Genomic DNA, 12,671 nt, shown 5'->3' with positions numbered 1-12,671 from the left:
ATTTGTATTATGATAATCAACAAATTTATTTCGTTATAACGATGAAAAAGGACTAGTACATGTTCAACCTTTTTAGCAGAGAGAGAATCCGTCAGGCTGAAAGATTCTTAAAAAGGCAATATGGAACCTGCCTTTGAGTTCTGCATATGCAGCGGGAATTTCCCGTTATCAAAAAGAGAGCATGCGCAATTTTTGTGCATGAATCAGGGTGGTAACGCCGACAAAGCTCGGTCCCTATTTAGGGACGCGGGCTTTTTTGTATTTTCTAGAAGGAGGAAGACTGACTATGGCAAAAGAACAAGTGCAAGCCATTACGAAGATGGAAGAGGACTTTGCGCAGTGGTATACCGATATTGTAAAAAAAGCCGAACTTGTTGATTATTCAAGTGTAAAAGGATGCATGATTTTACGTCCGTATGGTTATGCCTTATGGGAGAATATGCAGAAGGTGATGGATGAGAAGTTAAAAGAAACTGGCCATGAAAATGTATATATGCCAATGTTTATCCCAGAGAGTTTATTGCAAAAAGAGAAGGATCATGTTGAAGGATTTGCTCCTGAAGTAGCATGGGTTACGCATGGCGGAGATGAAAAGTTAGCGGAAAGACTTTGTGTACGTCCTACATCTGAAACTTTATTCTGTGAGCACTTTTCAAAAATTGTGCAATCCTATAATGATTTGCCAAAGTTATATAATCAGTGGTGTTCAGTAGTTCGTTGGGAGAAGACAACTAGGCCGTTCCTTCGTACGACTGAATTTTTATGGCAAGAGGGTCATACAATCCATGAAACGGCAGAAGAATCGCAGGCTGAAACATTAAATATTTTAAACTTATATGCTTCTTTCTGTGAGGATTATTTAGCAATACCAGTTATTAAAGGACAAAAAACAGAAAAAGAGAAGTTTGCTGGAGCAAAGGCAACTTATACAATTGAAAGTTTAATGCATGATGGAAAAGCACTTCAAACAGGAACCTCTCATAACTTTGGGACGAATTTCTCAGAAGCATTTGATATTAAGTTTTTAGATCGTAACGGTAAGTGGCAATATGTGCACCAAACATCTTGGGGTGTATCAACAAGAATGATAGGCGGGCTAATAATGGTTCATAGTGATAATAATGGACTTGTAATGCCACCAAAAGTCGCTCCAGTGCAAGTTGTTATTGTACCAATTGCTCAGCATAAAGAAGGAGTTTTAGCAAAAGCAACAGAGTTACAAGCACATATTCAAAAGGTTGCACGAGTAAAAATAGATGCTAGTAATAAAACACCAGGCTGGAAATTTAATGAGTATGAAATGAAGGGGATTCCAATTCGATTAGAAGTTGGCCCTAAAGATATTGAAAAGAATCAAGTTGTACTTGTAAGAAGAGATACGAAGGAAAAAGAGTTTGTACCAATGGATCAATTAGAAGAACGTATTCCAGCATTACTTGAAGAAATTCATATTGCTTTATTTAATAAAGCAAAAGCATTTCGCGATGAGAATACGTATGTTGCGACAAATTTCGAAGAGATGAAAAAAATAGCTGATGAAAAGCAAGGCTTTATTAAGGCAATGTGGTGCGGGGAATTAGCTTGTGAAGAAAAACTAAAAGAAGAAGTTGGCGTATCTTCACGTTGTATGCCCTTTGAGCAAGAGTATTTAGCTGAAGAATGTATTTGTTGTGGTAAAGAAGCTAAACAAATGGTGTATTGGGGAAAAGCGTATTAATACTTTTTCTGATAGGTGATAAAAGGACTTTGGGCTGCATAATAAAATGTAATCCAAAGTCCTTTTTAGTTTTATACAGTATTTCATGTACTTTTTAGATGGAAGGATGTTGTTCTTATTTTACGTTTTTACGACGAATAAACAGTAACATACCAATTAGGAATGTTGAAAGCCCCATTAAAATAGATATAGGGTAATGCGTTGCAGTATTAGGTAATTTATCACCTTGTTTTTTCGTATTATCTTTTACATTACCCCCTTGAGAACCGTTGCCCTCCTGAGAATTGCTATCGCCTTTAACACGATTGCCACCTTGAGAGCCATTACCCCCTTGAGAACTGCTATCACCTTTAACACGATTGCCGCCTTGAGAGCCATTGCCGCCAGAACCGTTACCACCAGAACCGTTACCGCCAGAACCATTGCCACCAGAGCCATTGCCGCCAGAACCGTTACCGCCAGAACCATTGCCACCAGAACCATTGCCACTAGAGCCATTGCCGCCAGAACCGTTGTCACCGGAACCATTGCCACCAGAGCCATTGCCGCCAGAACCATTACCGCCAGAACCGTTGTCACCAGAGCCACTGCCGCCAGAACCGTTGCCACCAGAACCATTGCCACCAGAACCGCTGCCGTCAGAGCCACTACCACCAGAACCGTTACCGCCAGAACCATTGCCACCAGAACCGTTACCGCCGGAACCATTACCGCCAGAACCGTTGTCACCAGAGCCACTGCCGCCAGAGCCGTTGCCACCAGAACCATTGCCACCGGAACCGCTGCCGTCAGAGCCACTACCACCAGAACCGTTACCGCCAGAACCGTTGTCACCGGAACCATTGCCACCAGAGCCACTGCCACCAGAACCGTTACCGCCAGAACCATTGTCACCAGAACCGTTACCGCCGGAACCATTGCCACCAGAACCGTTACCGCCAGAACCATTGTCACCAGAACCAGCATCGTCCTGAGAACCGTTATTTCCTGGAGGTATATTATTATCCTTTGAGTTTCCTTCTGCAAAATGATCGCTATTTTGTACAATAGCGTTTGTTAATGGTTGGAAGTTTTCAGTTGCAGCATTACCGATATTTAAACCGCTAAAAAAAGATAAAGAGAGTGTTGATGCTAAAATGAAGATTTTCGTCATGGTTTTCCTCCTAAGAGATTAATGTTCCATCAAAAATACATCCCTTTGTAATATTTCTTAGGAAAAAGAGTTTTATGCAAAAAAAACTATATATAGAAAAAGGTGGTGTATTTGTCAAAGCAGAAAAGAGTTAATGTAGATTTCCTACAAATAGTAGAGGGGGAGAATTTACATTCATAACGGTAGAGGAAGTGGCAGCAGATGAAAGAGTATATAGCGTTTGATATTGGCGGTACGCAAATTAAGTATGGTATTGTTTCAGAAATAGGGAGAGTATTAAAGCGTCAAACAGTTGCAACAGAAATTCATTTAGGCGGAGAACAAATTATTCAAAAACTTATATATGTATCCAAAAAAATAATGAATGAACATACTATTGCCGGAATCGGTATTAGCACTGCGGGAATTGTTGATATTAATAAAGGAATTGTGACGGGAGGTGCGGATCATATTCCGGGATATAGTACTATTCCTATTATTGATAGATTGCAAGAGATATTAAAAGTTCCAGTATCGATTGACAATGATGTGAATTGTGCAGCGTTTGGAGAAAAGTGGAATGGTAGTGGAAGAGAGAAAGATAACTTTATTATGCTCACCCTTGGAACAGGGATTGGGGGAGCAATTTTTATAGATGGAAAATTGTACCGAGGACATTCATTTAGTGCTGGTGAATGGGGGAATATGTTAATAGAAGAAAAAACGTTTGAAGAGGTTGCTTCGATTTCAGGATTAATTCGACTTGTAAGCAAATATAAAGGCAAAGGCAAGTGGAATGGGAAAAGAATTTTCGAGTTGTATGATAAAGGAGATCGGGAAGTTGCTCAAGCAGTTGGGATTTTCTTTAAACATTTGGCAATCGGAATTAGTAATCTTGCTTATATTTTTAATCCAGAAACGATTATTATTGGTGGAGGAATTACCGATAGAGGAAATGAGTTTTTAAAAGAAGTAAAAGAAGAGGTCAGTAAATACTTAAATCAAGAGATTTATAATAATTGTGAGATTGAACTTGCGCAAAACGGTAATTGTGCAGGAATGATTGGTGCTATTTACCACTTCTTACATCATCATAAGTAAATTATATGAATGTTTTCATATAACTGAGAATTTATCCTTTTTATCGCTAGGTAAATAATGCTACAATATAAGAGAAGAATACAATATTTTCCGATTCGGAAAATGCTTTGTAGAAAGGGAGAAACTTCATGCCTATTATTTTAGAAAAAGGTCAAAAGATCGATTTAACGAAAGGACAACCAAAAGTAGCAAAACTACAGGTTGGCTTAGGCTGGGATCCAATTGGGCAATCAGGTGGATTTCTGTCTTCATTATTTGGAAGTAAACCAAATGTAGATTGTGATGCATCTGTTGTTATGTTAGAAGGAGATCGTTTTTTAAACAAAAATGATTTAGTTTACTTCGGAAATAAACTTTCTACTTGTGGTAGTATTATTCATTCAGGAGATAATTTAACAGGTGAAGGCGCTGGTGATGACGAAACAATTTTCGTAGAATTACATAAAGTTCCAAGCCGTATTAATCGTTTAGTATTCGTTGTAAATATTTATGACTGTGTAAATCGTCGTCAAGATTTCGGGATGATTCGTAATGCATATATTCGTATTCAAAACCCGCAAACTGGTGAAGAATTAGCACGCTATAATTTATCGGATAATTATGCTGGCAAAACAACTCTAATTGCAGGTGAAATGTATCGTCACGGAAGTGAATGGAAGTTTTCAGCAGTTGGAGAAGGCACGCAAGATAAAAACTTAAGTGAGATTGTATCACGTTATCAATAAAATAACCGAGGAGGAATTGTATATGGCATCAATTTCATTGAAAAAGGGACAAAAGGTAGACTTAACAAAAACGAATCCAGGTCTTTCGAAAGTTCTTGTAGGACTTGGTTGGGACACGAATCGTTATGACGGACAAAACGATTTCGACTTAGATGTTAGTATTTTCTTAGTAGGCGCGAATGGTAAAGTTTCAGGAGCTGAAGATTTCGTTTTCTATAATAATCCAAAAGGTGCGAATGGTGCTGTAGAGCATTTAGGAGATAACCGCACTGGTGAAGGTGAAGGCGATGACGAAGCGATTAAAGTAGATTTGAAAAATGTTCCTGCTCACATCGAACGTATTTGTTTCACAATTACAATTTATGATGGAGAAGGCCGTAGCCAAAACTTCGGACAAGTTTCTAATTCTTTCGTACGTATTCTTGATGAAGAAAAGAATGCAGAATTAATTCGTTACGATTTAGGAGAAGATTTCTCTATTGAAACAGCCGTAGTAGTAGGTGAATTATATCGTCATGCAGGTGATTGGAAATTCAATGCAATCGGAAGTGGATTCCAAGGTGGATTAGCGTCTCTATGTAATAACTTTGGTTTAGATGTAGAGTAATAGATTTGATTTATATATCCATCGGTGAAATGTATGTTTACTGATGGATATATTTTTAAAGATAAAAATATAGAGGTGAATATAGATGGTTATTCAATTACAAAAAGGCCAGAAAATCGATTTAGGTAAGACAAGCCCTGGTTTAACAAAAGCAGTAATTGGTCTTGGATGGGATATTAAATCTTATGACGGCGGAGCCGATTTCGATTTAGATGCATCTGCCTTTTTATTAGATGCAAACGGAAAATGTACGAAGGAAACTGATTTTATCTTCTATAATAATTTACAGTCTCCTTGTGGATCTGTTTTACATACAGGAGATAACCGTACAGGTGAAGGTGAAGGTGACGATGAGCAACTTGTTGTGGATTTGAAGAAAGTTCCAGCAGATGTGCACAGAATTGCTATTACAGTTACGATTTATGATGCAGAAGGCCGTAGTCAAAACTTTGGGCAAGTAGGAAATGCGTTTGTTCGTTTAGCGAATGAAGAAACGAGTGAAGAAGTTCTTCGTTTTGATTTAGGGGAAGATTTCTCCATCGAAACAGCAGTTGTCTTTTGTGAATTATACCGTCATAATGGACAGTGGAAGTTTAATGCAGTAGGAAGTGGATTCCAAGGTGGTTTAGGTGCGCTTGTAAGAGCGTATGGCTTGGATGCATAGAAAGGAAACGATATTCGTTTCCTTTTTTTGACCTTTCTATAAATCTAGCAAAGAATAGGGGATAAAGGTAAGATGAGTATTTTGCAAGGAATCCTTGATACGTATGCTCAGTTTTTCGACTTGGACATGTGGATTAAAGTGTTGCAGGATCCAGTATCTTGGGGATTAATTGGTACACTTGTTGTACTTGAAGGATTATTATCTGCTGATAACGCACTTGTGTTAGCGGTAATGGTAAAACATCTTCCGGAAGAAAAACGTAAAAAAGCATTATTCTATGGACTTATTGGAGCTTATGTGTTCCGCTTTATTGCGATTGGAATCGGAATGTTCTTAATTAAATTATGGTGGGTAAAACTTCTTGGTGCACTTTACCTTGCTTGGTTATCAGTAAAATACTTTATTGATAAGCGTAAAGGTGCAAGTGAAGAAGACGAAGCTCACGGTATGAATCAAAATAGTATTCTCTTTAGAATGTTTGGTGTCTTCTGGGGAACAGTTGCGATGGTTGAATTAATGGATATCGCATTCTCTGTAGATAGCGTACTTGCTGCATTTGGTGTATCTAATGAAGTTTGGATTTTACTATTAGGCGGAATGCTAGGTATTTTAATGATGCGTGGTATTGCTGGTGTATTCTTAAAATTGTTAGAGCGTATTCCAGAGCTTGAAACGACAGCATACATTTTAATCTTAATTATTGCAGCAAAAATGTTACTGTCTTTAATCGAGATTGAGATTAGTCATACACTATTCTTTATTATTTTAGTTGTAGCATTTGGAGCAACATTTATACTTCACTACATGAAGAATTCTGGACAAGCTAGAGAAGAAGTTGCAGCTACTAAAGAAGACAATAAATAATTGAAATGGGTTTGCTCGTTTTGCGAGCGCCCATTTTTTATAACCAAAAATAGTTTATAATAGAAGAAGGACTTAGAAAAAACGTAAATGTTTTTGGAGGTGAACTGTTGTGTTTTCACGTTTTACACTTCAACCATATGCATTAAAAGATGAATCAGATTTAAAGCAATTTGAAACGCTTTTAGAAAAACGCCCACAATATGAGCTGACAGAGAATGAGATGAAATTTAGTTATATAGCATGTCGAATCCTTGGCGTTCCTAATGATGTAGATGAATATTTTAATGAACTGTTTGATTATAGTGAAGCGAAAGGAATCGAAGTTTTACACGAACAAAATTTAAACAAAGTGATTGATTCGGAAAAGCTTCGTCATATTCAAGAAGTGTTCGGATTACATCAAGAAGCACCAAATGGTCTGACAGTAAATAGGCTAGTTGCACACTTATCTGGGAAACAACTTTTACCGAAAGTAGACAATCCTGATTTACAGCATTACATACATACGACGTTTATTTCACTATTGAAATTATATGAGAAGCAACATAATCAGTCGTTAAAGACAGAAGGCTTCCGTCGTTTCTTAATCGACATAATTAAACTAAGCGAAAATTACGTAGCGAAGTGGTTCTCTACGATTAATTATAAGAAACAAATGCCGCGTATCATTTGGTACGGTGATGCACAGGAAAGCCGTATATATTTCTTATACTTTCTTATTATGCTCGGTTGTGATGTGCTTTATTATCACCCAGAAGGAAAAGATGGATTTGAAAATATTGATGAAGAGGGAAGAACTTTTGTTGTATCTCATTCAAGTCGCATTTCGCTTGAACCATTCCCTGATCGTCGCCGTGAGCGTGTTGCAACAGTAGCGTATCAAGCTTCGAAAGAAATTGAACAAGTACTTCACCACGATAATTCACTGCTGTACAAGCCGTGGCAATTCCGTTCCTATACGCCTGTAGCTCGTACGTTAAAAACGACATATGATGAACTCTTTTTAATTACGAAAGAAAAGGCATTTGTACGCCCAACATTCTTTGTTGAAAATAAACATATTTATATTCCTTCTTTATTTGCGAAAATATCAGGCGTTTCAAAGAATGATAAAGAATATTTTCAACGATTAAAGGCTGTTACATCATTTGATAACAGTTTATTAATTAATACATTCCCGTTTACGAAAGAGCAAAAAGCAAACTTCCAATATCATTATCGAGATGCATTGGACCGAGCTGGAAAATTGCATCCTGATCTAATTATGAATAGCCATTGGTGGCCGCATAAGCGTTTACCGGAAGGTTTACAGCATGGGATTGCAGAGGCGATTATCCATACGTGCGAAAGTGAAATGTGCAAACCAATTGCGAAAGAGACGAAACAAGATGTAGCGCTATATGTTTTCGCACAACTTTCTCAAATACCACCGAATATTTTAGAACAGCTTGAGAAATTTGATTATTCACAAGATGTACCGAAAATTGTTATATTTAATAATGAGAAGAGCGGAGAATTAACTCGTTCTGACGCTGTTTTATTACTATTTTTGAATCAAATTGGAGTAGATGTATTCCATTTCAATCCAACGGGAAGAAACGATATTGAACCGTATATTGAAGCGGGGGCATTTGATTCACATTGGCTTGAAGAGGTTAATTTCGATCTTGAGTTTCATGGTTCATCAGCCTATAAAAATTTATCACAAACAATAAAAGGACTATTTCGTCCATTTTTATAAGGAAAGGGAGAATACCATATGAATAACCCAGTCGTACTAGATCCGAAAACAGAATTAAATGAACAAACAGCACAAGATGTTCGCTTACAACTTAGACAAGATGCGGATGTACAACGTATTTATAATGCGGTAGATATTAAAGATCAATTAGAATTAATTGAACTTGGAAAAGAACCTTCTATGGAAATTTCACGTTTTGCTGATCAAATTTTACATACAATGTCATTATCAAAGATAGAAGATTCTGGTGAATTATTAAAACAGCTTGGTAAAATTATGGACCGATTTGATAGTAAAGACTTTGCGGAAGAAAAAAGTGGTTTCTTCTCACGTATGTTCAAAAAAGCGGATAAAATGATAGAACAAATCTTTAGTAAATATCAAACGATGGGCCGCGAAATTGATAAAGTTTATGTGGAAATTACGAAGTACCAAGATGAGATGAAAAAATCAATTGGTACGTTAGATGGCTTGTATGAGCAAAACTTAAAATATTATTTAGACTTAGAGAAGTACGTAGTAGCAGGAGAAATGTTATTAGAGCGTTTAAATACAGAGTTAGTTCCGATGTATGAAGAGCGTGTACGTAATAATGATCAATTAGCAGGTATTGAATTAGAGTCGCTTAAAAACTCTGTTGAAATTTTAGAACAGCGTATTGACGATTTAGAAAAAGCACGTATGGTTGCGTTACTTACAGCACCACAAATTCGTATGATTCAACGTGGTAATAATAAATTAATTGGTAAAATCAATACAGCATTTATTACAACGATTCCTATCTTTAAAAATGGTATCATTCAAGCGGTAAATGCCAAGCGCCAAAAGCTTGTTGCAGATTCTATGGCTGAACTGGATCGCCGTACAAATGAATTACTTAAGAAAAATGCACAAAATATCGCAACGCAAAGTGTAGAAGTAGCGAGATTATCAGGTTCTTCTAGTATTAAGATGGAAACACTTGAGGAAACTTGGAACATTATTTCAAGAGGTATGCAAGAAACACAACAAATTGAAGAACAAAATAAACGTGAGCGTGAAGAAAGCCGCAAGCGTATGGCTACATTAACAGAGAATATCAAAAAAGAATTACAAGGATAAAGTGAAACTTTAATCAGTGGGGTTTTGTTCATCCCCACCGATTATTAGCCTTCACCAATTGGACATTTATGGGCAGTTAATCCATCACCTAACTTCTTTGCTCAAACTGAATTTTGAGGTGGGAGTTTTACTGCACGGAAAATAGTAGGATAAATGAAAAGGCAATGAGGACTATTCCTCATTGCCTTTTAGTTTCTCTTCACTAATTTAATAATCTCATTCAGAATAAGTGGAATGATACTTAATAAGAGAACAAATCCCCAATCTCGCATCGTTAATGCATGTACACCGAATATATTTGCAAGGGGCGGGATGGAGATGATACAAACTTGCATAAGAACACCGATAAGAAGGGAGAAAACTAAATATTTATTTGTAAAGATCCCAATTGAAAAAATTGATTTCGTTATTGAACGCAAGTTAAATGAATGAACGAGCTGAGAAAAACTAAGAACGACAAATGCCATCGTTTGAGCGTGTAATAGAGCATCGTCATCAATTCGCTCTGGGAAAAGAGGAAATAAATTTGTATCTCCAGTATAGAATTTTGCTCCGGCGATAAAAGCTATTAGAGTTAAAAGTCCAATGATAACTCCATTGAAAATCAGGAAAGGAACGCTGCCACTAAATAAGCTTTCTTTCGCATGTCGTGGTTTTTCCTTCATCACATCTGGATCTTCAGGATCAACCCCAAGTGATAATGCAGGCAGTGTATCTGTAATTAAATTCACCCACAAAATATGAATAGGTCGTAGTGGTGTTGCCCAGCCGAGTAAAATCGCTAAAAATAAAGCGATAATTTCTCCGAAGTTACAAGAGAGTAGGAAGAGAATTGATTTTTTTATGTTACGATAAATATTTCTACCTTCTTCAACGGCTTTCACAATAGATGAGAAATTATCATCTGTTAACACGACGTCTGCTGCCCCTTTTGCAACGTCTGTTCCTGTAATGCCCATCGCAACGCCAACATCAGCTTGCTTTAAAGATGGTGCATCATTGACACCATCACCAGTCATAGAAACGATATTTCCTTTCGCGCGTAATGCCTTTACAATTTTCACTTTATGCTCTGGAGAGACTCTAGCGAATACATTTAAATGATTAATTTTGCTAGCTAGTTCTGTATCAGAAATGTTATCTAATTCAGTTCCAATCATAATTTCCGATATTTCTTCAGCAATGCCAAGTTCTTTGGCAATTGCAAAGGCGGTATCTTTATGGTCACCAGTAATCATAACTGTGCGAATACCGGCTTTTTTACATTCTTTAATTGAATCTTTCACTTCAGTTCGTGGTGGATCAATCATACCGACAAGACCAATAAAGATAAGATTTTTTTCAAGATGATTTATATCCACATCGTTTGAATCGTATTGTTTAAATGCGAATGAAAGTACTCTTAAAGCTTCTTGAGACATTGACCCAGCGGCTTCTAATATTTGATCTTTATCAGCATCTGTTAGAACCTCGATTTTACCGTTTTTAAATATGTGGGTACATCGAGGTAAGAGTTTATCGATAGCACCTTTCGTCATGCTATAGTAGCTTTCATCATATGTATGCACGGTTGACATCATTTTACGATCTGAATCGAAAGGCAGCTCATTTACACGTTCATGTATTTTTTCTAAATGATCTTTTTGCATATTAAAGGTGGTTCCGGCAACGAGAAGAGCAATTTCAGTCGGGTCTCCCGTTTGTGATTCGTTATTGTAAGACGCATCATTACATAGCACCATATTTTCTAACAATAGACGTTGCGCATCATTATTTACATTTAAACTTTCTAAGCGATCGTATGTGTTATCACTATAAAAGTGAGTAACGGTCATTTTATTTTGCGTTAACGTACCTGTTTTATCTGAACAAATAATTGTGACAGAACCGAGGGCTTCAACAGCTGGTAGTTTCCGAATGATAACGTTTTGTTTAATCATACGTTGCACACCAATTGCAAGAACGATGGAAACGATAGCTGGCAAACCTTCTGGAATAGCTGCAACGGCTAAACTAATTGCAGTCATAAACATTTCTAGTGTATCTCGTCCTTGTAAAAAGCCTATGAGAAACATCACGATACAAATAGCTACAGCAACAAAGCCTAAATACTTTCCGACTTGTGCTAAGCTTTTTTGAAGTGGTGTCATATCATCGTCAGCTTCATGTAACAAGGTAGCAATCTTACCAATTTGTGAGTTCATTCCAGTTTCAACAGCAACACCGACGCCTCGTCCATATGTAACAAGAGTAGACATAAAGGCCATGTTTTTTTGATCGCCGAGTGGTACTTGCTCATCACGTTGCATGGAAGGGTGGTAGATTGCATCTTTATCAACAGGGACAGATTCACCAGTTAGAGCAGATTCTTCAACTTTTAAATTTGCGGTTTCAATAAGGCGTAAATCGCATGGGATATATCGTCCGGCGTCGAGCATAACGATATCCCCTGGAACGACGTGCTCAGATGGAATTTCTTTTAGTTCACCATTTCTCTTGACGATAGCTTTAGGTGTTGCCATCTTTTTCAATGCCTCTAAAGCTTGTTCTGCTTTCGATTCTTGGACAACACCGATAACAGCATTTAAAACTACAACAAGCGCGATAATACTGGCATCCGCCCATTCACCTACAAAGGCAGAAATAAGGGCAGCAATAATAAGGACATATACGAGGACGTCATTAATTTGGGCGAAAATACGCTGCCATAAAGTGCGTTTTTGTTTTGTAGCTAATTCATTAGAACCGTATTGCTTTAAACGTTCACTTACAATCTCATCTGTTAAACCGTTTTGTTCGTTTGTTTCTAGGTCAATCAATGTTTGATCTTTCGTCTTACTGTACCAATTGCTCATAAGTAAGCACCTCCAGTAAAAACAGTTAGCAATGGTAGTGTTGCTATTATTTGTGAGTAGTATGTATGGAGAAAAAATCTAAGGTGAGGTTCTACTTCTATTGTACAATATTTTACAGTTGGTTGAGGGAAAGAGAAGAGTTGTCATGAATTTGTTGGAAATAA

At 37.2% G+C, this 12,671-nt stretch carries 10 protein-coding genes and 1 other annotated feature; of the genes, 8 read left to right on the top strand and 2 right to left on the bottom strand.

Translation table 11 applies throughout. The features are described from left to right. The first annotated feature begins 32 nt into the window (after positions 1-32). Positions 33-239, top strand: a binding site (T-box leader). Positions 240-286: 47 nt separating this feature from the next. Beyond that, positions 287-1,717 carry a proline--tRNA ligase gene (proS, locus tag ACTFN4_RS24280; RefSeq protein ID WP_001040978.1) on the top strand — a complete coding sequence of 477 codons (1,431 nt, stop codon included), beginning with the start codon at positions 287-289 and terminating at the stop codon, positions 1,715-1,717. A 115-nt stretch (positions 1,718-1,832) separates the two neighbouring features. Here the strand turns inward: proS and ACTFN4_RS24275 are convergent, their stop codons facing one another. After that, positions 1,833-2,870 carry an LPXTG cell wall anchor domain-containing protein gene (locus ACTFN4_RS24275; RefSeq protein WP_439962924.1) on the bottom strand — a complete coding sequence of 346 codons (1,038 nt, stop codon included), beginning with the start codon at positions 2,868-2,870 and terminating at the stop codon, positions 1,833-1,835. Between the two features lie 201 nt (positions 2,871-3,071). Here ACTFN4_RS24275 and ACTFN4_RS24270 point away from each other — a divergent pair, with 201 nt between their 5' ends. The 7 genes from ACTFN4_RS24270 (at position 3,072) to ACTFN4_RS24240 (ending at position 9,652) form a co-directional block, all read left to right on the top strand. Then, positions 3,072-3,950: an ROK family protein gene (locus ACTFN4_RS24270; RefSeq protein WP_000666116.1), complete on the top strand. Its 879-nt coding sequence runs from the start codon at positions 3,072-3,074 to the stop codon at positions 3,948-3,950. 128 nt (positions 3,951-4,078) lie between these two features. Continuing rightward, positions 4,079-4,675, top strand: a complete 597-nt coding sequence (locus ACTFN4_RS24265; RefSeq protein ID WP_001121586.1) for a TerD family protein — start codon at positions 4,079-4,081, stop codon at positions 4,673-4,675. Positions 4,676-4,697: 22 nt separating this feature from the next. Further along, positions 4,698-5,282 (top strand): TerD family protein, encoded by a 585-nt coding sequence (locus ACTFN4_RS24260; RefSeq protein ID WP_000146726.1) that lies wholly within the window; start codon positions 4,698-4,700, stop codon positions 5,280-5,282. Positions 5,283-5,367: 85 nt separating this feature from the next. Then, the gene (locus tag ACTFN4_RS24255) at positions 5,368-5,946 is read left to right on the top strand and encodes a TerD family protein (protein WP_000236643.1); all 579 of its coding nucleotides are present in this window, start codon (positions 5,368-5,370) and stop codon (positions 5,944-5,946) included. Positions 5,947-6,018: 72 nt separating this feature from the next. After that, positions 6,019-6,810 carry a TerC family protein gene (locus ACTFN4_RS24250; protein ID WP_000025704.1) on the top strand — a complete coding sequence of 264 codons (792 nt, stop codon included), beginning with the start codon at positions 6,019-6,021 and terminating at the stop codon, positions 6,808-6,810. Positions 6,811-6,919: 109 nt separating this feature from the next. Next, positions 6,920-8,551, top strand: a complete 1,632-nt coding sequence (locus ACTFN4_RS24245; RefSeq protein WP_000492859.1) for a YceG family protein — start codon at positions 6,920-6,922, stop codon at positions 8,549-8,551. An 18-nt stretch (positions 8,552-8,569) separates the two neighbouring features. Then, entirely contained in the window at positions 8,570-9,652 is a 1,083-nt protein-coding gene (locus ACTFN4_RS24240) for a toxic anion resistance protein (protein ID WP_001064409.1), read from the top strand. Between the two features lie 188 nt (positions 9,653-9,840). On the opposite strand, the gene ACTFN4_RS24235 is transcribed toward ACTFN4_RS24240, so the two are convergent. After that, positions 9,841-12,507, bottom strand: a complete 2,667-nt coding sequence (locus ACTFN4_RS24235) for a cation-translocating P-type ATPase (RefSeq protein WP_234574337.1) — start codon at positions 12,505-12,507, stop codon at positions 9,841-9,843. Positions 12,508-12,671 lie beyond the last annotated feature (164 nt).

Origin of the sequence: Bacillus cereus group sp. MYBK95-2 (assembly GCF_051915225.1) — a bacterium.
In the GTDB taxonomy this organism is placed as follows: Bacteria; Bacillota; Bacilli; order Bacillales; family Bacillaceae_G; genus Bacillus_A; species Bacillus_A cereus.
Note: the sequence above shows the minus strand (reverse complement) of the source record. Positions and strands in the feature narration are given on the sequence as shown.